The sequence below is a fragment of the Actinomadura hibisca NBRC 15177 genome (assembly GCF_001552635.1).
GTDB lineage: Bacteria > Actinomycetota > Actinomycetes > Streptosporangiales > Streptosporangiaceae > Spirillospora > Spirillospora hibisca.
Genome location: NZ_BCRO01000010.1, coordinates 93,344 through 113,363, shown reverse-complemented (window position 1 = coordinate 113,363; position 20,020 = coordinate 93,344). Strand labels below are relative to the sequence as shown.

The window sequence follows — 20,020 nt, the reverse complement described above, 5'->3', positions numbered from 1 at the left end:
CCTACGGCGCGGGCGGGTAGGTCGCGTACGCCTGACGGCGCTTGATGACGGGGACGTGGCCGACCTGAACGCGTCCGGCCCGCTCGAACACCAGCGTGAGCGGGTACTGCTCGGCGCCCTGCAACTTTCCCGCCAGGCCGGTGAGGACGACGCGCGGCCTGTCGTCGGACTGGAGTTCGACCAGGCGCCCGGCGGGGAGATCGACCGCGCCTCCGACGATTCGGGAGCCGGAGAAGGCCGGTGACGAGACCGAGACGAGCTTGTCGGTGGCACTGGCGGTCAGGTAGGCGTACACCGGGGCGTCGGCGCCGACCCGCAGAAGCTGGTCCTGGTCTGGCCCGAGGACGAACAGGTTGCGGACCTTCACCCACGGTTTCCGCGCGCTCGGCACGTCGGCGCTGGTGCCCTTGACCAGGCGCTTGCGGTTCTCGGCGGGCGAGCCGCACCCGGCCGCCGCGAGGAGCATCGCCGCGGCGGTGAGGAGCGCGGCGGCCCTCACACCGGGTCCCGGGAGATCGGGCAGGTCATGCAGTGCCCGCCGCCACGGCCCTTGCCGAGCTCGTACCCCTCGATCTCGATGACCTCCACGCCGTGCTCGCGGAGCTTGCGGTTGGTGAACTCGTTCTTGTGGTAGCCGACGACCACGCCCGGCTCCAGCGCGACGAAGTTGCTGCCGCTGTCCCACTGCTCGCGCGCCCGCTGGTGGTCGTCGCCGCCGGTGGGGACGATGTCCAGGTGCCCGATCCCCAGGGCGTCCTCGAACGCGGCCGCCAGGCTCTTGTCCCGGTGGACCTCCAGCGTCCCGGCCTTGTCGCCGGGACGCAGGGAGTACACGTCGGCGCCGTCGACAACCGGCGGGTAACCGGTGGCCTTGTCGGCGTCCAGCAGGGTGAAGACGGTGTCCAGGTGCATGTAGGAGCGGTGGGGCGGGATGTTGACGGCGATGACGCGGGTGGCCGCCCCGGCGGCGAACAGCGCCCGCGCGATGTGCTCGACCATGCGGCCGGTGGTGCGTTCGCTGACGCCGATGGCCACCGCGCCGCCGCCGATGGGCATCATGTCGCCGCCCTCCAGGGAGGCGCGCCCGAAGTCCTCCTCGTCGAAGCGGCCGTCGTCGCCCGTCGGCGGGTACCAGTAGGCGAAGTCGGCCCCGGCGAACATCGGATGGTGGTGGTAGACGATGCTCTGGTTGAGGGTCTCCAGGCGGCGGGCGTGGAAGTACAGCGGGTTGAGCGAGACGCCCCCGTACAACCAGGCGGCGGGATCGCGCTGGTAGAGGGAGTTGGGCAGCGGCGGCAGCACGAAGGTGCCGGGACGGGCCAGCGCGGCCACCAGGGACCGCTGGTCGTAGGCGGCACCGCCCTGGAGCGCCCCGTCCAGGAGTTCCTGCTTGGTGAGGCCGCCGATGAGGTGGCGGGCGAGCCGGACGCCGTCCCAGGAGGCCAGCTCGTTCCGGATGTCGTCGACCAGGGCGGGGCCGACCGACAGGTGGGTGACGGCGCGCTCGACGGCCTGCCGCTTGGCCTCGGCGCCGGTGTCGAGGGCCTCGGCGAGCAGTTCCTGGTGGTAGAGGACCTCGACGCCGCGTTCGCGCATCACCGCGACGAAGGCGTCATGCTCGACCTGCGCCCGGCGCACCCACAGGACATCGTCGTAGAGCAGCTCGTCCCGGTTGGTGGGCGTCAGCCGCTCCAGGCTGAGCTCCGGCCGGTGGACGATCACTTGCCGGAGCCGCCCGACCTCCGAGTGGACCCCATAACTCCCGCCTGCGACGCTCACGCCACCCCCCGTTCGACCAGCGAGCGAGAACGCTCGGCGAGCGCAGCAGCCCCGGTCCGCTTTCCTGTCCGTATGTGGTGGATTCCCGGCCAATGGCCAAGGTCAGGCCGTCAGCACTTATGGAAAGCATTACTCGCGACCTCGGCCCCGCCATTGAGGGGACGGCAGTCAAGCGACTGCGTGGATGTCACGGCCCTTTCCCCGATGAACTCGTCCGGGCCCGCCTTACTACTTGCTCTGCACCTGGGTCCTTCTCCAGCGTCGCGCGCGTCAGACCTTGGCGGCGACCGTCTGGATCACAGCAGGGATGATCCGCGTCTGAGTGACCACGGTGTCGACGTTCCACGTTCCGGTGCTGACCGTGAACATGAGCGGTCCCCGGCGGCAGACGACGCTGCGAGGTTCCAGCTTGCTGGTGTCGTGGACGAAGCAGGCGTCGGTGCCCGGGATGTCCACGCCGTTGTCCTCTTCGGGGCTCTGCTCATTCTTCTTTGTCCTGGCGAAGAACTTCGTCACCAACGCGGGGTCTCCGACGCCCTCGATCCGGATCGACAACTGGTTGACGCGGTACATCGCCTTGCCGCTGCGGTGGGAAAGCTCGACCATGTAGGTGCACTGGCCGTTGGCCGCCCGGCCGGTGCCGCCCGGACCGACGGAGTCGGACGGCTCGACGACCACCCGCTGCGACCAGGGTTGGCCGAGCTTGCCCTGCGGCAGGATCGCTTTGATCTCCTTGCTGCTGACCAGGTCACAAGCGTTCGGCCACTGTGCGGGGTTGACCGCCTGACGTGGCTTCCAGGCGATGCCGACCTTCCTGGCCTCCGGCCGCGCCTCCCCTACCGAGATCTCCTTGTCCCCGGCACAGGCCGTCAACGCGGCGCACACCGCCAACACCACGGCACCTGCAAAGCGACGTCGCACAGTCGTTTTCCTCGTTCTCCCTGCTGAGAGCGGCCCTCGCCCCACTCATCGACGTCGCGACACCGGTTCCGGTTCCCTGTGGCCGCGCAGCCGCCCGGATCCACCCGCACACCGAACACTTGGCGCGCGGACGCTGAGCCCGCACCTCCCGCGACGACGGCCCCGACTGATTTCCGCGGCCGACCAACTCGCTCACCGCAGCGGCATACTCCTCTTCAGGCCGCGCCACTACTCCGCCCGGCGCGACGACCACGAACCCGCAGCACAGCGTCACCTTATGCTCGGTGCCTGGTGTGAGGGCAGCAGGCCGGTGCCTCACCTCGGGGTTCGGTGCGTCAACTCCAGCGGACTCACGGCCAGGGTTCGCAGCCTGACATCTCGAGGAGGGATGACGGGCACTGCGGTCCTGCACGGCCGGGTCACCTAGGAAGATCGCTGACCATGGGTGCATGAGGTCGGATGAGTACTACCTTCTCAACGCCGTCAAAGTCCGGATCGACGACGGCACGGCGATCTGCGCCGCCGCCAATGACGAGTTGAACGCCCTCCGGCGCACCCATGGCCAGGAGCCAGACCTACAGCCGTTCCTGGACGCCCCGCCCAGCAGCCCGGCAGCGGCCCTGATCTGGTTGACCAGCGCCGTCCGGCTCAAGTACCTCTATGCCGGACTGGAGATCCGAGCCGACGGCAGGTTCTTCGCCCGAGCCGATGTCCTCACCTCGTTCCCTCCCGACGACCCGCTGGAAGCCTTCTGGGCTCAGGCCGGTGAACGGCTTGACCACGATGAACCGTTCTCAGGCAGCCCTGCGATGCGGCGGGTCGGCGTGGCCCAAGACGACGAGAGCTTCACCGTCGGCCTGGCCGAGCACGCTGACGGCACTGGCGCGGCCCTGCTGTTCAGTCACGGACTTGCCCCAGCTCCAGCCCGCCCCGGCAGGAAGGCTGCCCCTAGCGAGCCCTACAGCTTGTCCACCCACACTGGAGCCACCTACTACGGTGGCGTGCGTACATGCGTTCTGCGCGAAGGCACGCTGCACATCACCCTGTCGCGAACCGCCTCCCAGCGACTCGGTGTCAGCCCCGAACTGGTTCTGCCAGTGCACGTCAGCGAAGACGACCTCGACGTACTTCGGAACGGCTTGCGCCAAGTCCTCACCTCTGGGCCTCGCCGCAGCAGGCCCCACACGTTGGAACTCTAGGAGTCCTGCCCTGCCGGGCTAGCGACCCATTCAGCAGGGGCGGGCTGCTTACTTGCTTTGGATCTGGCCCAGCGGGTGGGGGTCTTTCTCCAGCGTCGCGCGCGCTTCGTGCCAGGCGGGGTCTTCGGGGTGGAGAGCGCTGCGCAGGTAGGCCCAGGTCAGTTGCTGGAGCAGGGCGACTCGTTCGGGGCTTTCGTCGGTCGTCTCCGCGACGTTGTGTCCGGGGATGCCGCCGAGCGCGTGTTCCGCTCCGAACAGGGTGAGCAGGCTCTTGTCCCCCGGGCTCAGGAAGTACGGGTCGGTGAACCAGTCCGGGCCTCGGACCGACAGCGGGGAATCGTCCTTGTCGCCCGCGACCACCAGAGCCGGTGCGGTCATGCCGTCGAAGGACGGATTCATGAACGGGAAGTGCTCGGCCGCGAACGGGGACAGGTCGTCCCCGCCCCGGCCCGTCAGGGCGAGCAGCACGCCCGCCGTGACGCGCGGGTCGGACATGTCCTCCCCCGGCACGCCCTCGGCGTCGAGGACACGCGCGCCGAGCAGCATGCTCGCCGTCTGGGCGCCCCAGGAGTGTCCGGCCACGGCGATGCGGCTTCGGTCGAGGCGTCCGGCGAGGCCGGGGACGGCGGCTTCCAGGAGGTCCAGCCCGTCGATGACGCGCTTCAGGTCCTCGACGCGGATGCGCCAGATCAGCGGCGTGCGAGGGTCGTCGGCGGGCAGGCCGAGCGTCCTGGAGTCGAGGTGGGTGGGCTGCAGGACGACGAAGCCGTGCGCGGCCCAGTAGTCCGCCAGCGGGGCATAGCCGTCCATCGACCAGCCGAAGCCGTGCGAGAAGACGACGATGGGCAGGTCGTGGCCGGTCGTGGGGGCGGACACGCGGACCTGGAGGTCCTCGCCACGGCCCGGGGCGGGCAGGACTACCGGCTTCACGGAGACGACCGGGGAGGTCGTCCGGGTGTTCACCATGGTTGCTTCGGACATGAGGGTGACTTCCGTTCAGTGGATGGTTGTGCGGTGGCCGCGTTCGCCTGCGGGACGTCGAACTCCGTCCCGGCACCACGAATAAGCGGAGCCGTGTTCCGGTAAATATACGGAGCGAGGTTCCGCTTGGCAAGCCCGGCAGCGAAGAGCCCCGATCCGCGTCGCGAACGCCGGGACTCCGGGACAAAATCCGTCGCCCCGCTCCCGGGGGCGAGAGGCGTACCGCGCCAGCACAGAGACCCACCGCCCAGGTCGCCCTCCAAGGAGCAGGGTTTTCTTGCATTTGAAGTCGTCTAGATGCTGCGGGGCACGGCGTTGTTGCCGTTCGACCGGCGTTCCCATCCGCGTGGACGCCAGATATCGAGATATCGTGGTGTGTCGGAGTGTCTGGTGAGAGAGGTGGCTCATGACCGCGACGGCGGGACCGGGTTCGGATGATCTGATCGAGGTGTTCAAGGCCCTCGGCAACCCCGCCCGCTTGCAGATCATGCAGTGGCTCAAGGATCCCGAGGCGCACTTCGGCGAGTACGCGCCGATCGCGGACCGGCAGGCGGTCGGCGTGTGCGTCACGCACATCCAGGCGAAGGCCAGCCTCGCGCAGTCGACCGTTTCCAGCTACATGAGCACGCTGGAGCGGGCCGGGCTCGTGCACGCCACCCGGGTGGGCAAGTGGACCCACTACCGGCGCGATGACGAGCGGCTGGCGCAGGTGGCGCGGTCGATCGGCACCACCCTCTGATTGACACATCGCAATATGTCGATATGATCTTTTCATGTCGACCTTCGATGCAGCCCCCACCGCCCTGATCGTCCACGCCCACCCCGAGCCCCACTCCTTCAGCACGGCCCAGATGGCCACCGCGGCCCAGGCCCTGCGCGACGCCGGGTACCGGGTCGAGGTCCTCGACCTCTACTCCGACGCCTGGGCCCCGGTCCTCGCCCGCGAGGAGTTCGCACCGGTGCAGGGCCACTTCAAACCGCAGGCCGAGCAGCAGCGCGCGGTCAAGGACGGGACGCTCGACGCGACCGTCAAGGCCCACCTCGACCGGCTGCTCGCCGCCGACCTGCTCGTGTTGTCGTTCCCGCTGTGGTGGTTCTCGCTGCCCGCCATCCTCAAGGGATGGGTGGACCGGGTGTTCGTGATGGGCGCCACCTTCGGCGGGGACTACGGACTCTTCGACGACGCGGCGCTCGCCGGGAAGCGGGCGATGTTGCTGTTCACCACCGGCGGCTCCGATGAGTCGTTCCGGCCCGGCGGCGCCTTCGGCGCGATGGACGACTTCCTGTTCCACATCCACCGCGGGATGCTGGAGTTCGTCGGCTACCAGGTCCTCGACCCCGTGATCACCTACGGACCGGCCCGCATGACCGACCAGGAAAGGGCAGCGGCGCTGGACACCGTCAGGGAGTCCGTCGCGCTCATCGCGGCGGAACCGCACCCCGCTGTTGCTTGACCTCGGCGTCGAAAGCCAGGACCCCGGTCATGCAGACGCCGTCCGGGTCGAGCGCGGCGGCTACATCCACCTCCACTCCGCCATCGGCGGTCATCGTCCGTCGGCGGAAGTGGCGGTGTCGTGGAGCAGGTCGCGGACGGCCTGGACGGCCGGGGTCACGTGGCGGGTCAGGACCTCGATCCCGCGAGCTAGGGAAAGGTCGGCGACGGGGCGGAACACCAGGTCCGCTGCGGCGTTGCCGATACCGCCTTCCGGGACGAGAGCCACGCCCAAGCCATGGCGCACCATGTGCAGGATCAGCGCGTAGTCGTCTGCGGTGTGGCTGATGTCCGGGTGAAAGCCCGCCAGCGCGGCGGCGCGTTCGATGAGCTGGTGGTCCCCTGTGCCGCGTGAACCCGCGATCCACTGCTCTTCGGCCAAGTCCCGCAGGTCCACCTCGGCGCGGGCGGCCGGGTGGTCGGACGGCAGCGCCACCAGGAAAGGTTCCTCGCACAGGTGCTGCCTGTTCAAGCCTGCGGGAGACGGCTCGGGCAGCAGGTTGTAGGTGTAGGTGATCGCCATGTCGCAACGTCCGGCGCGCAGGGCGGCGATCGCTTCGGCGGGTTCGGCCTCGTGGACGACGATGCGGAGTTGCGGGTGGCGGGCCTTGGCCGTGCCGACGGCAGGCAGCAGGTATCGGGCGACGGCCGTCGCGAAGCTCGCCACATGGACCGGGCCTCGCGGAACGTCGGCCTCGCGTAGATCCTTCTCCGCCGCTTCCAGGGCGTTCAGCACCGTGTGCGCATGGCCCACCAGCCGGTGTCCCTCCGCCGTCAACTCGACGCGGCGGCCGACTCGGCGGAACAGGCGGACGCCGGTCTCCTGTTCGAGCCTCGCCAGGTGCTGGGAGACCGCCGAGGACGACATGCCGGCGACCTCTCCGACGGCGGTCATCGTCCCATGCTCGGCGAGGTCGCGGAGCAGGCGCAGGCGTACCGGATCCAACATCAAGCGAAGCTTACAGATTCTCGCAGGAACGCTAAGTGGACTTGATTGTTCCGGTGGGCGACACTGCTACCTCGCCGTTCGGGGAGGTAGCAGCCGTGTTCACCGTCATCGAGGTGCCGCAGTGGCAGGGGTCGTCGTCGCCCACGGCGTCGAGGCTGGTCGAGGGCGCGGCGCGGCTGGCGGCGATGGTCGGCGGGGATGACCATGTGCAGGTCGTCCCCGGAGCCACGCTGGCCGAGACCGCCGCGCGGGTTCGGGACGTGCTGCCTGAAGAGGGTCTGGTCGTCACCGTCGGCGGGGACTGCGGTGTGGAGTTGGAGCCGATCGCCGCGGCGGCCCGCCGGTACGGCGATCGGCTGGCGGTCGTCTGGTTCGACGCGCACGGCGACCTCAACACCCCGGAGTCGTCGCCTTCGGGCGCTTTCCACGGCATGGTGCTGCGGACGCTGCTTGGAGAAGGCCCGCCGGAGCTGGTCCCGCCGACGCCGTTGCGTCCTTCCCAGGTCGTGTTGTCCGGTGTGCGCGCTCTGGACGCAGGTGAGATCGACTATCTGGATGGCGCGCAGTTCGGCGATCTGGCCTCGCTCGATGAGGACACCGTCCTCTATCTGCATCTCGACCTGGACGTGCTGGACGCCATCACCTCGGTCGGCTTCCCTGAGCCCGGCGGCCTGTCGGCCGAGCAGTTGTTGGCGCAGATCTCCGAGCTGGCCTCCCGGCACAAGATCGTCGGGCTGGGCATCACCGAGTACGCGCCCGCCAGTCCGGAGGATGACGTCTTGCTCGCCCGGCTTGTCCCCGAGGTCGTCCACCTGTGCACGGACGACAGGCAGACCTTGCGCTTGACGGTGCTGGGCAGCGCGACGCCGTATCCCAGCGCGGACAACCCCTGCTCCGGCTACCTACTCTCCTACGGTGACACCCGCGTATGGGTGGACGCAGGCACCGGCACGCTGGGCCCACTCCAGCAGTACGCGCGCCTGGACGAGCTGGACGCCATCTGGATCTCGCACCTGCACGCCGACCACAGCGCCGACCTGCTCACCGCCTACTACGGCGCGCTGTACGCCGACATCCAGCTCGCCGCCCCAATTCCTCTCTACGGCCCGCCCGGCATCGCCGATCGTCTAGCGGGTTTCCTCACCAATACGTCAAAGCGCAGCCCGATCGAGTCCGCCTTCGCTGTCACCGAACTCCACGACGGACACCAGGTCGATGTCGGTCCCCTTCGGCTGACCAGTGGAGCGGTGGAACACGACATGCCGGCCTTCGCCCTGCGCGTCGAGGCCGCAGGAACGACCCTCGTCTACTCCGGTGACTCGGCACCGTGCGAGGGCCTGACGAGCCTGGCCGATGGATGCGATGTCCTACTTTGCGAGGCTGAAAGCGCCCAACGGCCGGAAGGCAAGCCGGTGCATCACACGCCCGAAGATGCCGGTGACACTGCCAAGGCGGCTCGCGCGGAACGGCTGATCGTCACGCACGTCGGCAGGTTCCTCACGCCGCAGCAGGCCCTGGAACGCGCCGCGACGCGCTTCGACGGTCCCATCGACTACGCCGCGCCCGGCACCACCTTCGAGATCAGCCCGCATCAGCCCGCCTTCTGATCGAGCACGAACTCCGCCAAGTCCCGCGCCGCCAGCGCCGGATGCGCGTCGGGGCGGGTCAGAGCGTGCGCGAGCAGCCCGTCGATGAGCACGAGGATCTGGTCGGCACCCGCGTCGGGCGTCGGGTGGCCGTGGCGCTGCAACTCGTCCGCGAACAGGCGGTGCAGCCTGTCCTTGTACGCGCGCACCTCGGCATGCGCGGGGTGCTCCGGGTCGGTGAGGGAAAGTTCGGCGGCCGTGTAGCGGCACCCGCGGAATGACGGCGCGGTGGTGATCTCCTCCAGCCGGTCGAAGACGGCCAGGATCCGGTCCCGGGGACGGCCGCCCGCCTCGTCCATGGCCCGCCGGTAACGGTCGTAGACGTCGGCCTGCCGCAGCGTCTCGGCGATCAGCTCGTCCTTGCCGCCGAAGTGCTGGTAGAGCGAGCGCCGCGCGACGTCGGCGCGCTTGAGGATCGCGTCCACCCCCACGTGGACGCCCTGCTCGTAGGTCAGGTCGCTGGCGGCTTCGAGGAGCCGTTCGCGGGGTCCCGGTCTGCTCATCACAACACCCGATCCTGGCACGCGGTTGACAGTAGACCACCCATTCTATCTCATGAGCCCGCGTATACCGACCGTTCTATCTACCGGAGTCGCCATGCCTCGCGCGGGCACCCTGCCCCTCGTCCTGACCGGCGTGTTCATCACGATCCTGGACTTCTTCATCGTCAACGTCGCCATCCCCTCCCTCCAGCGCGACCTGCACGCCGGAGCGGCGGCGGTCGAGTGGGTCGTCGCCGGGTACGGCCTCGCCTACGGGTCCGGGCTCGTCCTCGGCGGGCGGCTCGGCGACATTCTCGGCCGCCGCCGCATGTTCGCCCTCGGCATGGCCCTGTTCACGCTCACCTCGATCGTGTGCGGCCTGGCCCCCGACGCGGGCACGCTGGTCGCCGCCCGCATCGCTCAGGGGCTCGCCGCGGCGCTGCTCACCCCGCAGGTCCTGGCCATCCTGCGGACCGTCTACAGCGGTCCCGCCCAGGCCAGGGCCCTCAACGCCTACGCGATGACGATGGGGCTGGCCGCCGTCTTCGGCCAGCTCGTCGGCGGCGTGCTGATCCAGGCCGACCTGTTCGGGCTCGGCTGGCGGGCCTGCTTCCTGATCAACGTGCCGATCGGGGTGGCCGCGCTCGCCCTGACCCGCCGCCTGGTCCCCGAGAGCCGCCCCGCCACGGCGGCCCGGCTCGACGTGGGCGGTACCGTCCTGGTCACGCTGGCGCTGGTCGCGATCCTGCTGCCGCTGATCGAGGGGCGCGAGCAGGGCTGGCCGCTGTGGTCCTGGTTGTCGCCGGTCGCCGCCGTCGTGCTCTTCGTCGCCTACGCCCGGCGGCGGCACGAGTCGCCGCTGGTCGACCTGACGCTGTTCCGCGAGCGGGGCTTCACGGTGGGGCTGCTCATCCAGCTCGCCTTCACCATGGGCATGGCCGCCTACTTCCTGATCTTCGCCCTGTACGTGCAGGGCGGCGTCGGGCTCGACGCGCTGGGCGCCGGGCTGATCTTCATGCCGATGGGCGCGGGCTATCTGACGGCCTCGCTGCTGGCGCCCCGGTTCGTCGCCCGGCTCGGCCGCCAGGCGATCGCCCTCGGCGGGCTGCTCCGGGCCGTCGGACTGGCGTCGCTGCTCGCCCTGGTGGCCTCGGGAGCGGCGCTCGGCTGGCTGGTCCCGGCGCTGGTCGTCGACGGGTTCGGCATGGGCCTGGCGCTCGCACCGATCATGGGTACCGTCCTGGCTCGGGTCGCGCCGCACCACGCCGGATCCGCGGCCGGGGTGCTGACGACGACGCAGCAACTCGGGTCGGCGCTGGGCGTCGGCATCGTCGGGATCGTGTTCTACGGCAGCCTGCCGGACGGGCCGAGCCAGGCGTTCCAGCACGGGCTGGTCTACCTGATCGCCGTCGCGCTGACCATCGCCGGGCTGGTGCAGCTGTTGCCGCGCGCCGTCGCCGCCAGCCCGCGCGTCGAGGCGGCCGTGAAGGAGCCCGTCGCGTGACGCTCGTCAGGGGGCGGGGCGGCGGCCCGGGACGATGATGCCGTGTTCGTAGGCCAGGACGACGGCCTGGACCCGGTCGCGCAGGTGGAGCTTGGCGAACATGCTGCCGATGTGGCTCTTGACGGTGGCCTCGGTGACGACGAGCCGGGCGGCGATCTCCTGGTTCGACAGGCCCTGCGCCACCAGGAGCAACATCTCGCGTTCGCGCGGCGTCAGTCCGGCCAGCAGGTCGGGCGACGGCGTGACCGGGTCGGTGCGCTCGGCGTAGTCCTCGATCAGGCGGCGGGTGATCGACGGGGACAGCAGCGCCTGGCCCTCGTGGACGACGTGGATCGCCTCCAGCAGCCGTTCGCGGGAGGCGTCCTTCAGCAGGAACCCCGACGCCCCGGCGCGCAGCGCGCCGAACACGTATTCGTCCAGGTCGTAGGTGGTCAGGATCAGCACGCGCGGCGGGCGGTCCGCGCCGGTGAGGCGGGCGGTGGCCTCGACGCCGTCCATGCGGGGCATCCGGACGTCCATCAGCACGACGTCGGGGCGCAGCTCGTCGGCCCGGGCGAGCGCCTCGACGCCGTCGGCGGCCTCGCCGACGACCTCCAGGTCGGGCTGGGTCTGGAGGAACAGCCGGAACCCGATCCGGATCAGCTCCTGGTCGTCCACGATCAGTATCCGGATCGTCATGCGCCCTCCCCGACCGGCAGGCGCGCCGCCACCTGGAACCCGCCTTCGGGGGCCGGGCCCGCCTCCAGCTCGCCGCCGAGCACCGCGACGCGTTCCCGCATCCCGACCAGGCCGTGCCCGCTTGGCCCGGCCTCGCCGTTCCCCGTGCCGTCGTCGCGCACCCGCACCTCCAGATCAGACCCGCCGAAACGCAGCGACACCGTGACCATCGTCGCCCGAGCGTGTTTCAGCGCGTTGGTCAGAGCCTCTTCGACGATCCGGTACGCCGACAACTCCACCCCGCTCGGCAGCTCCCGCCGGTCCCCGACGATCTCCACCTCGACCGGCAGCCCCGCCGCGCCGTACCCGGCGACCAGGTCGTCCAGGTCCGCCAGCGACGGTTGCGGCCGCGTGCCCGGCGCGTCCAGCCCGCGCAGCAGGACGAGGATGCGGCGCAGCTCGGTCAGGCTCTGCTCGGCGGTGGTCTCCACCCGCGCCAGCGTCCGCGCGGCCACGTCGGGTTCCGTCGCCAGGACGTCGCGGGCCCCGCGCACGCCGATCAGCATCACCGTCACCGAATGCGCGACGATGTCGTGCAGCTCCCGCGCGATGGCCGTCCGCTCCCGCTGCGCCGCGATCAGGTCGAGCTGCTCCCGCTCGCGTTCGAGGGTGGCGGCCCGCTCCTCCACCGCCCGGACGTAGCGGCGGCGCGTCTGCATGTAGACGCCCAGCATCCACGCCCCGATCGGCGGCACTGGGGAGGAAATGCTCTCCACCTGCAGGAACACCACCACCGGGGCCAGCACCGCCAGCGACACGCGGCGGTCCCGCGCTTCGGCGAGCGACCACACCGCGACGACGACCGGCGCGCCGCCGGGCGAGAACCCGGCCGCGACCAGCACGGCCGACGTCGCGACCGTCACCGCGATCACCGTCACCGGGAACCGGCGGCGGAACAGGAGCGCCACTCCCGACAGGGCGGTCACCACGATCGGCAGGGGCACCGGCTGGGTGGAGTCGTTGAACAACAACCCCACCTCCACCACGGCCGTCGCCACGGCGAGCGCGATGTCGAACAGCGCCCGGCGGCGCGAAGCCGACAGGCCCCGCACCGCCTGGATGCTTGCTGCGATCTTCACGCCAGGTCACGCCGTCGTTCGCACCACACCGCGATCAGCACCGCGACGGCCGTCCAGGCCGCGAACACCGCTCCGGCCTGCGGCATCGACAGGGTCGTGTCGTGGGTGCCGCCGGTCAGCACCCCCGCCGCGCCGAACGGCGTGAGGTTCGCGCCCGACTCCCACGCCCCGCTCACCAGGGGCAGCACCACCAGGTTCAGGATCAGCAGGACCACCGCGCCGACGACCGGGCTGCGGATCAGCGCGCCGAACGCCGCGCCCATCATCGCCGCCAGCACGAGCGCCGCGACGTTGCCCGCCACGACCTCGGCCACGTCACCGGACGTCAGGTCCGGGCCGGGGTGGTGCGCCAGCAGCGGCAGCGCCACGCCGACCGCGACGGCGTTGATCACCAGCGCGAGCACCAGGCCCGTCAGCGTGTACGCCGCGATCCGCACTCCCAGGACGGTCCCACGGCCGTGCCGGGCCACCATCGCCGCAGGCGCGGCCGTCCGGTGCCGGTACTCCCCCGCCGCGCCGACCAGCCCCCACAGCAGGAGCAGGACCGGAAGCGCCGACAGCGCCTCCCGCTTCTCCGTCACCTCGCCGAGCGAGCCCGACGCGACGGCGATGATCACCGCGTTCAGGACGGCGAAGGCGACCCCGCCGGCCGTGAACCCCCACAGGGCGCGGGTCGTCAACGACTTCAGCAGTTCCCCGCGCAGCAGGCCGATCATCGCTCCGACCCCCCGGTGAGCTCCAAGAACACGTCCTCCAGCGACTCCACTGCGCCGATCGGCCCCGCGTGCACGAGCCTGCCGCGGTCGATGACGACCACGTCGTCGACGGTCTGGGCGGCCTCGGCGAGCAGGTGGCTGGACAGCAGCACCGTGCCGCCGCTGGCCACCCGGTCCCGCAACATCTTCCGCAACCAGCGGATTCCTTGCGGATCGAGCCCGTTGACCGGTTCGTCCAGCACCAGTATCTCCGGGTCGCCCAGCAGCGCGGCGGCCAGGCCGAGCCGCTGCCGCATCCCGAGCGAGAAGGTGCCGACCCGGCGGCCCGCCACGTCCGCCAGTTCGACCAACTCCAGGACCTCCGCGACGCGGCGGCGCGGCAGGCCCGCCAGCAGGGCCAGCGCGCGCAGATGGGCACGGGCCGTCCGGCCGGGGTGCGCGCCGCACGGCTCGATGTGGACGCCGAGGCGGCCCGCGTACGGCACCCGCGCCGCCACCGGCACGCCCTGCACCGACACCTCGCCCGCCGACGGCCGCGACAGGCCCGCGATCACCTTCATCGCCGTGGTCTTGCCCGCGCCGTTCGGGCCGAAGAAGCCCGTGACCGCGCCCGGCCGGACGGTGAACGACAGATCGTCGACCACCGTCCGGCGGCCGTACCGTTTCGTCAGTCCCTCGACCTTGATGGCCGGGGCGACGTTCGCCTTCGTTGTCATGCCCGATAGCTTCGGCGGCCCGCGTCTCGGGGTCATCCGACCACGGTCGAGATCCGTTCTCCGACCGTGGGGGGAAGGCGACGGCCGCCGGGCGTCTTCGACGGATTCACGGGGCCCGGCGGCCGTGCTCAGGCGAACAGCTCAGCGAGCAGTTCGGGGCCGATGGGGATGGGGGCGGGACGGTAGGCGGGCGGCTGCTCGCCCATCAGCTCGCGCACCAGGAAGTCCCAGCCGCGCTTGCGGACGTAGGTCAGGCAGTCGATGAACGTGTGCTCGGCCCCGGGCACGATGAGCAGCTCGAAGTCCTTGCCCGCCGCGACGAGCCGGGCGGCCAGGCGCAGCGTCTGGGCGGCGTGGACCTGGTCGTCCATCTCGCCGTGGACGACCAGCAGCTTGCCCACCAGGCGGTCCGCGAGGCCCAGGTTGGAGGTGCGGGCCCACGCGTCGGGGTTGTCCGCGCCGTCGTAGGTCTCGACGAAGCTCGCGTTGAAGGTGGGGGCGTCGTGCGAGCCGGAGAGGGCGACGCCGACCTTGTAGACGTCGGGGAAGTCCAGCATCGCGCGCACGGTGGCGAACCCGCCGCCGGAGTGGCCGAACGCGCCGACCCGGTCCAGATCCATCCACGGCCGGGTCCGGGCGAGCTGCTCCAGCGCCGCGACGTGGTCGGCCAGGCAGCCCGCGTCGGCCAGGCGGCCGTAGGAGGCGTCGTGGAAGGACTTGCTGCGCCCCGGAGTGCCCCGGCCGTCCACCGCGATCACCACGAAGCCGAGTGCCGCGAGGGGTTCCGCGTCCAGGCCCATGCCGCCGGGGTCGAAGCCCGGCTCGACCCGGTTGACCTGCGGGCCGGGGTAGAGGGTGTCCACCACCGGGTAGCGGCGGGCGGGGTCGAAGCCGCGCGGGTGGTACAGGACGCCGTAGATGTCGGTCGTCCCGTCGGCCGCCTTGACGCGGAAGCGCTCCGGGGGCGTCCAGCCGGTGGCGGTGAGCTTGGTGATGTCGGCGCGCTCCAGCTCGACCAGCACGCGGCCGGTCCAGTCGCGGACGCTGGAGACCGGCGGGGTGTCGACGGTGGACGCGGAGTCGATGAAGTACTGCTTGTTCTCCGCGAGGGTGACGACGTGGTCCAGGCCGTCGTCGGTGAGTTCGGCGAAGCCGGAGCCGTCCAGGCCGACGCGGCACACGGTGCGTCGGTAGGGATCCTCCTCGACCAGGCCGGAGGCGGTGAAGTACACCACCCGCTCGGCCTCGTCGACGTGCAGGATCTTCCGCACCGCCCATTGGCCGGAGGTGACCTGGCCGAGCAGCGCGCCGGTGCGCAGGTCGTAGCGGTAGAGGTGGCCCCAACCGTCCCGCTGCGAGTACCAGAGCACCTCGTCGGCGAGCACGCGCACGATCGGCGGCTCGTACAGCCACTGGTTGGGCTCCACGCGGGTGTCCCCGGATTCGCTGAGGACGGCGGTGACGCGGCCGGTGGCCGGGTCCAGCCGGTAGAGGGTGAGGGTGCGCAGGTCGCGGGGCTGGCCGAGGTAGTACACCGCGGAGCCGTCCTGCGCCCACCACGCCCAGCCGAGCATGATCGGGGAGAGCTGCGGCGTCATCAGCGGCCCGGTCTGCGCGCGGACCGCGGTTCCGGAGGCGACGTTCAGGACGACCAGCTCGGCGAGCGGCAACGTCTCGTCCCCGGCGAAGGCGTACCGCTGGGTGTGCAGCGCGGGCGCGCCGCCGTCGGCGGGCCTGGCCTCCACCAGGGGGGCCTGCCGGACGCGGCGCTCGTCGATCCGGTGCGCGAGGACCTTCGTCGAGTCGGGCGACCAGGCCACGGCGGGCGGCAGGTGCGGGAGGCCGACCTTGCGCAGGAGGGTGGGGTTGCCCATGCTGCTGGGGCCGGGGCCGTACCGGAAGTCGGGCTCGCCGTCGATGGTCAGCGGCCACTCGCGGCCGTCGGACAGGGAGCGTGCCCAGAGGTCGTACCCGCGCTGGGAGACCGCGACCTTTCCGTCGGGCGACGGCACGTCCAGCGGGCTGCCGGGCGGGGTGAACTCGGCGCGCTCGCAGGTGTAAGCGTCCAGGTCGCAGCGCCAGTACTCGCCGAACGCGTCGAACTCCACGGCGTTCCCTGTGGGCGCGATGGCCGTGATCGGCAGCGCTTCGGGGTCGACCTGCTGGCCGGAGACGGCGGTGAGCGCGGCGGCGAGCCGGGCGTGGTCGAAGGCCGGTTCGCGGGTGCCCGCAGCCGGGTCGACCAGCACGAACCGCTTGCCGGCTCCGGTGTTGACCGCGTACCAGAAGCGGGTGCCGCCATCGAGCCACTGGGGCCTGACCTTGTCGCCGGTGACGAGCTCGCCGGGGCGGGCGGGGCGGCGCAGGAGTTGTTCTGCGGCCTGGTAGTCCTCGGTGGTGCTCATGCGTCGTGTCCTTCGCGGGGTCGGTTTTGGGCATGGAGATGCGTCACGGCGCGGGAAATGAGGGAAGGGGTGCGCAGCGACCGTCTTATGGACGGGGCTGGGAAGCCGGTTCGACCGTCCGAACCGGTTTCCGTGACGTGCTCAAGCATCCGTTCCGACCGCCGCCGGGGGCAACGACGGATCTCGAAAGGAGTGTTAACCCGGCGCTAATGATGGAGGCCGCGACCGGGCCCGTTGGGGTGTCGGCGTCAGGCGGGCCCGCTGCTCCTGCTGAACTCCGACTTCCAGAGCGGGTCCGCGGCGGTCTCAAGGACGGCCTTGACGAACTCGCGGATGACGACGGTCTCGCCCGAGGTCAGCCACTGGAGCCCGAAGTCGATGGTCGGGGCGTCCCGGAACGGCACGATGGCGATGTCGGGGCGGCTGTAGTACTCGCGGGCGCGGGTGGAGGTCGGGAAGACGCCCTTCCCCATCCCCACCAGGGAGAGGACGTCGGGGAAGGCGACCGTCGCCGGGCCGCGCGGGATGGGCCGGCCGGACGGGGTGCGGAGCGGGAAGTGGTGGTCGAGGAAGCTCTGCGGCGGCCCGGTGAGCGTGATCAGTCTGGTGTCGGCGTAGTCCTCGTACGTCAGGAACTCGCGGCTCGCGAGAGGGTGGTCGGCGGGGACGACCAGCGCGCGGGGCTCGCGGAACAGGACCGGGCCGACGGTGATGCCGGGCTCGTCGATGGGCAGCTCGGTGAGCTGGAGGTCCAGCTCGCGGGTCCGCAGTTTCCCGGCGCGGTCGCGCAGCGGGACCTCCTCCGTCCGGACCTCGCAGTCGGGATGGCGTTCCTGGAACCGGTCGGCGGCCTTGACGATCAGGTTGCCGCACCAGGCCGCCGCCCAGCCGATCCGCAACACCCCGGTGAACCCGCGCCCGGCCGCGGCGGCCTTCGCGACGGCGTCCTGGATCTGCCGGTAGGCGGGGAGCAGGTCGTCGCGGAACTCCCAGCCGATGGGGGTCAGCGCGACGTGCCGGTTGGAACGTTCGAACAGGTCGGCGCCGATGGCGCGCTCCTGCTTCTTGATGGCCTGGCTGACGCGGGCGGGGCTGACGTGCAGCCGCTCGGCGGTCCGGCCGAAGTGCAGCTCCTCGGCCAGGGTCAGGAAGATCTCGATATCCCGCAGCTCCACACGACCCCAATTCACCCAAATACGTCGCAAAAGTGTGCCATGACCTGCGGCTACGGGACAACCGGCGGCCTCGTTCACACGGGGATGGGCGAGGGCGGCGGCGCGGCGGGCGCGATGAGCGAATGAGGATGCGTTCTCGCAGCTCAGGGCATGCCCACGTTTCAGGCGATCTTGAAATGGAGACCTAGAGCAATGATTCGCTACTTACCGCAACAAGAGGGGGTTTCTGTGAGCAGTCGCCGTTATCGGGCCGAGGATGGACACCGCGCCGCCCGCACCCTTCGCGTCCTCGCGGGCACGGCACCGGCCGCCGCCGGGAACGGGGCGCCCCTTGCGCGCGCCACCCGGCCCACCGCCGAACCGGTGATCCGTCAACAGCGGCGTGCTCGTGAGGCGGATCCGTCAAAGTGGCGCCCGACCTTCTGAACGGGTGTCTCGCCTTGCTTGCCGAAAGACCGCGCCCGTGAGCTTCCGGGGTGTGCTCCGCTGGCTGGCCGTCCTGACGGCGGTCGGCTTGGCGGCGGTCGTCATCGCCGTCTGGGGAGACCTGCGGATAGCGGCCGTCTCGGGCTTCGCCGTCGCACTGTTCACCTGGGCGGCCCGCAAGATGGTCGCCAGATGCCGCGAACCGGCGGGCGCAAGGCCACCACTGCGGCGGCCACGGCCAGACCGCCGGTGATCCAGTCAGCGGCACCTGAATTGGCACGCCGGACCTTCACCCTCAACGGCGCTATGGCCGGGACGAACGGCCCGCGTTTCTGACCAGCCTGATGTTCAAGGGGCGTCAGCTAATCATTCGAGACTCTCCCGTTGCAGTCCCTCGACCCAGAAGGAGGTCGTGCGCAGTGAGCGATGGGCGATTCGATATACGGCGCGCAGTCGCTCCACATCCTCGTTCAACTCTTGGAGGATCTCGAAGCACAACACGGCCGTGCGCTTGTGCCGTCCTGACAGGATCTCCGCATAGAACAGCCAGGTTCCGGGCCGGATAATCGCTTCACATTCATCGACCAGATCCCTTCGCCCACCGACACGGATCGACGTCGTGGTCGCCGCGACGATGGTGCAGAGCAGATCGACGAACGCGTCCCTGGCCGGTGGAGCGATGTCGTCGGCCAAGGCGGCCAGACAGATCCTGGCGACGGGAACCGCTGGAGTGTGGAGCCACTCGATCTCGTAGACGTGTCCTTCGAAATAGCCGGCGTCCACCGTGTCCCACTCGGTTGCCTGAGCCATGCGGAGGAGTTCCTCACGAAGGTGCGTCACCGGCTGCCCGCATGCGCAGGCGTCCTCTGGCCGCAACTGACGGACCAGCTCATCCTCGAAGAGTTCCAACACCGTGCCGAACTTCCTCCTGCACCCCCAGATCACCGTGTGCTCTGAGAACCGAAATGATCATCGGTACGGTACCGGCCGGTCACTTCCAGAACAGCATGGTTTTTTGATCGGGATTCACCTCTGATCCGGGAAAGGCCTGGCCAGTGGATGTCCATCCGATCTCGCATTGCAGGGGCCTCTTCCTGGCTGGAGGCGGCACCGACGTGCTTGTCAGCCAGGTCTGCCAGAGTGGTGATCAACCCTCCGGACAGATGTTTCACCTTCCCGAAAGACCGCACCTGTGAGCCTCCGCGACGTGTTCCATTGGCTGGCCTTCCTGACGGTGATCGGCTTGGCGGTGATCGCGCTCGTCGTCTGGGAGCCCTTGCGGATGGCGGCCGTCCCAGGCTGCATCGTCGTGCTGTCCGGGTGGGCGGCCGACAAGGTCGAGAAGGCGGTCGCCAGACGCCGTAAAGCCGCCGGCGTCGGGTGGGACGAAGAAGATCCCCCGGATGGAGAGGACGGGAACCGATCGGCGCGAGGTTGCCACTGCGATGGCCACGGCCAGGCCGCCGGACGCTGGTGCCCGCCTTGCCGCATCGAACACGACGCCTACGGCATCAGCGTCGAGGCCGTCTTCACCGATGACCTGGAACCGGCACTGCTCGTCAACGGCGCTCAGATCCTGCTGGTGGACGAGGCAGAGGTATGGATTGCCCCAAGTACGTCACTGGCCCACCTGTGGATCGGCACCGACGACGCACACGAATGGCTGCTCACCCGCCAGACTGCCGCCGACGGAAATCCGAGTGACACCAGATGGTGGCTCCTGGACTGGCGCGACCGCGACCGTTGCATCGCTTCCGACATCTCCTGAATCAGACCGTCATCGGCGCTGCGGCTTCACCGCCGTTCCGATGAGGGCGTGGTGTTGCCTTCCGC

At 70.3% G+C, this 20,020-nt stretch carries 20 protein-coding genes; 7 read left to right on the top strand and 13 right to left on the bottom strand.

Annotated features, from left to right (window positions below; all coding sequences use genetic code 11):
* Position 1 precedes the first annotated feature (1 nt).
* From AH6_RS43360 to AH6_RS03945, 3 genes are all read right to left on the bottom strand, one after another.
* Positions 2-499 (bottom strand): copper chaperone PCu(A)C domain-containing protein, encoded by a 498-nt coding sequence (locus AH6_RS43360; RefSeq protein ID WP_067473618.1) that lies wholly within the window; start codon positions 497-499, stop codon positions 2-4.
* Entirely contained in the window at positions 496-1,779 is a 1,284-nt protein-coding gene (locus AH6_RS03950) for an arginine deiminase (RefSeq protein WP_067473615.1), read from the bottom strand. The genes AH6_RS43360 and AH6_RS03950 overlap by 4 nt, the downstream gene beginning before the upstream one ends.
* Positions 1,780-2,049: 270 nt before the next feature.
* Entirely contained in the window at positions 2,050-2,700 is a 651-nt protein-coding gene (locus tag AH6_RS03945; RefSeq protein ID WP_157431247.1) for a hypothetical protein, read from the bottom strand.
* Between the two features lie 449 nt (positions 2,701-3,149).
* Here AH6_RS03945 and AH6_RS03940 point away from each other — a divergent pair, with 449 nt between their 5' ends.
* Positions 3,150-3,899 carry an Imm10 family immunity protein gene (locus AH6_RS03940; RefSeq protein WP_067473609.1) on the top strand — a complete coding sequence of 250 codons (750 nt, stop codon included), beginning with the start codon at positions 3,150-3,152 and terminating at the stop codon, positions 3,897-3,899.
* Positions 3,900-3,947: 48 nt separating this feature from the next.
* Here AH6_RS03940 and AH6_RS03935 read toward each other — a convergent pair whose 3' ends face one another.
* Positions 3,948-4,880 carry an alpha/beta hydrolase family protein gene (locus tag AH6_RS03935; protein ID WP_067473606.1) on the bottom strand — a complete coding sequence of 311 codons (933 nt, stop codon included), beginning with the start codon at positions 4,878-4,880 and terminating at the stop codon, positions 3,948-3,950.
* A gap of 406 nt (positions 4,881-5,286) precedes the next feature.
* On the opposite strand from AH6_RS03935, the gene AH6_RS03930 reads away from it, so the two are divergent.
* Entirely contained in the window at positions 5,287-5,619 is a 333-nt protein-coding gene (locus AH6_RS03930) for an ArsR/SmtB family transcription factor (protein WP_067473603.1), read from the top strand.
* A 34-nt stretch (positions 5,620-5,653) separates the two neighbouring features.
* Positions 5,654-6,334: an NAD(P)H-dependent oxidoreductase gene (locus tag AH6_RS03925; RefSeq protein ID WP_067473600.1), complete on the top strand. Its 681-nt coding sequence runs from the start codon at positions 5,654-5,656 to the stop codon at positions 6,332-6,334.
* A gap of 90 nt (positions 6,335-6,424) precedes the next feature.
* Here AH6_RS03925 and AH6_RS03920 read toward each other — a convergent pair whose 3' ends face one another.
* On the bottom strand, positions 6,425-7,321 hold the full coding sequence (locus AH6_RS03920) for a LysR family transcriptional regulator (protein WP_067473590.1): 897 nt from the start codon (positions 7,319-7,321) through the stop codon (positions 6,425-6,427).
* 95 nt (positions 7,322-7,416) lie between these two features.
* Here AH6_RS03920 and AH6_RS45195 point away from each other — a divergent pair, with 95 nt between their 5' ends.
* Complete coding sequence (locus AH6_RS45195) at positions 7,417-8,928, top strand: arginase family protein (protein WP_218005699.1); 1,512 nt, start codon at positions 7,417-7,419, stop codon at positions 8,926-8,928.
* Here AH6_RS45195 and AH6_RS03910 read toward each other — a convergent pair.
* A complete protein-coding gene (locus AH6_RS03910) occupies positions 8,913-9,470 on the bottom strand; it encodes a TetR/AcrR family transcriptional regulator (protein ID WP_067473587.1) in 558 nt (185 codons plus the stop codon). The two genes, AH6_RS45195 and AH6_RS03910, sit on opposite strands and share 16 nt — an antisense overlap.
* 94 nt (positions 9,471-9,564) lie before the next feature.
* Between AH6_RS03910 and AH6_RS03905 the strand changes: the two genes are divergently transcribed.
* Positions 9,565-10,953 carry an MFS transporter gene (locus tag AH6_RS03905; protein ID WP_067473584.1) on the top strand — a complete coding sequence of 463 codons (1,389 nt, stop codon included), beginning with the start codon at positions 9,565-9,567 and terminating at the stop codon, positions 10,951-10,953.
* A 6-nt stretch (positions 10,954-10,959) separates the two neighbouring features.
* On the opposite strand, the gene AH6_RS03900 is transcribed toward AH6_RS03905, so the two are convergent.
* From AH6_RS03900 to AH6_RS03875, 6 genes are all read right to left on the bottom strand, one after another.
* Entirely contained in the window at positions 10,960-11,631 is a 672-nt protein-coding gene (locus tag AH6_RS03900; RefSeq protein ID WP_067473581.1) for a response regulator, read from the bottom strand.
* Positions 11,628-12,749 (bottom strand): sensor histidine kinase, encoded by a 1,122-nt coding sequence (locus tag AH6_RS03895; protein ID WP_067473578.1) that lies wholly within the window; start codon positions 12,747-12,749, stop codon positions 11,628-11,630. The genes AH6_RS03900 and AH6_RS03895 overlap by 4 nt, the downstream gene beginning before the upstream one ends.
* Positions 12,746-13,465, bottom strand: coding sequence for an ABC transporter permease (locus AH6_RS03890; protein ID WP_067473575.1), 720 nt, complete (start codon positions 13,463-13,465; stop codon positions 12,746-12,748). Before AH6_RS03890 ends, AH6_RS03895 begins: the two co-directional genes overlap by 4 nt.
* A complete protein-coding gene (locus AH6_RS03885; RefSeq protein ID WP_067473571.1) occupies positions 13,462-14,181 on the bottom strand; it encodes an ABC transporter ATP-binding protein in 720 nt (239 codons plus the stop codon). Before AH6_RS03885 ends, AH6_RS03890 begins: the two co-directional genes overlap by 4 nt.
* A 128-nt stretch (positions 14,182-14,309) precedes the next feature.
* Positions 14,310-16,586 carry a S9 family peptidase gene (locus AH6_RS03880; protein WP_067473568.1) on the bottom strand — a complete coding sequence of 759 codons (2,277 nt, stop codon included), beginning with the start codon at positions 16,584-16,586 and terminating at the stop codon, positions 14,310-14,312.
* A gap of 248 nt (positions 16,587-16,834) precedes the next feature.
* Positions 16,835-17,761: a LysR family transcriptional regulator gene (locus tag AH6_RS03875; protein WP_067473565.1), complete on the bottom strand. Its 927-nt coding sequence runs from the start codon at positions 17,759-17,761 to the stop codon at positions 16,835-16,837.
* A gap of 463 nt (positions 17,762-18,224) precedes the next feature.
* Between AH6_RS03875 and AH6_RS43355 the strand changes: the two genes are divergently transcribed.
* On the top strand, positions 18,225-18,440 hold the full coding sequence (locus AH6_RS43355) for a hypothetical protein (RefSeq protein WP_157431246.1): 216 nt from the start codon (positions 18,225-18,227) through the stop codon (positions 18,438-18,440).
* Positions 18,441-18,553: 113 nt separating this feature from the next.
* Here the strand turns inward: AH6_RS43355 and AH6_RS03870 are convergent, their stop codons facing one another.
* A complete protein-coding gene (locus tag AH6_RS03870; protein ID WP_157431245.1) occupies positions 18,554-19,099 on the bottom strand; it encodes a hypothetical protein in 546 nt (181 codons plus the stop codon).
* A gap of 280 nt (positions 19,100-19,379) precedes the next feature.
* Here AH6_RS03870 and AH6_RS03865 point away from each other — a divergent pair, with 280 nt between their 5' ends.
* Entirely contained in the window at positions 19,380-19,955 is a 576-nt protein-coding gene (locus tag AH6_RS03865) for a hypothetical protein (RefSeq protein ID WP_067473547.1), read from the top strand.
* The last annotated feature ends 65 nt before the right edge of the window (positions 19,956-20,020 follow it).

Bases quoted from the DNA above. Each gene is read 5' to 3' on its own strand.
- AH6_RS03940 (WP_067473609.1), top strand. From the start codon at position 3,150: ATGAGGTCGGATGAGTACTACCTTCTCAACGCCGTCAAAGTCCGGATC.
- AH6_RS03935 (WP_067473606.1), bottom strand. From the start codon at position 4,880: ATGTCCGAAGCAACCATGGTGAACACCCGGACGACCTCCCCGGTCGTC.
- AH6_RS03930 (WP_067473603.1), top strand. From the start codon at position 5,287: ATGACCGCGACGGCGGGACCGGGTTCGGATGATCTGATCGAGGTGTTC.
- AH6_RS03925 (WP_067473600.1), top strand. From the start codon at position 5,654: ATGTCGACCTTCGATGCAGCCCCCACCGCCCTGATCGTCCACGCCCAC.
- AH6_RS03920 (WP_067473590.1), bottom strand. From the start codon at position 7,321: ATGTTGGATCCGGTACGCCTGCGCCTGCTCCGCGACCTCGCCGAGCAT.
- AH6_RS03910 (WP_067473587.1), bottom strand. From the start codon at position 9,470: ATGAGCAGACCGGGACCCCGCGAACGGCTCCTCGAAGCCGCCAGCGAC.
- AH6_RS03905 (WP_067473584.1), top strand. From the start codon at position 9,565: ATGCCTCGCGCGGGCACCCTGCCCCTCGTCCTGACCGGCGTGTTCATC.
- AH6_RS03900 (WP_067473581.1), bottom strand. From the start codon at position 11,631: ATGACGATCCGGATACTGATCGTGGACGACCAGGAGCTGATCCGGATC.
- AH6_RS03890 (WP_067473575.1), bottom strand. From the start codon at position 13,465: ATGATCGGCCTGCTGCGCGGGGAACTGCTGAAGTCGTTGACGACCCGC.
- AH6_RS03885 (WP_067473571.1), bottom strand. From the start codon at position 14,181: ATGACAACGAAGGCGAACGTCGCCCCGGCCATCAAGGTCGAGGGACTG.
- AH6_RS03880 (WP_067473568.1), bottom strand. From the start codon at position 16,586: ATGAGCACCACCGAGGACTACCAGGCCGCAGAACAACTCCTGCGCCGC.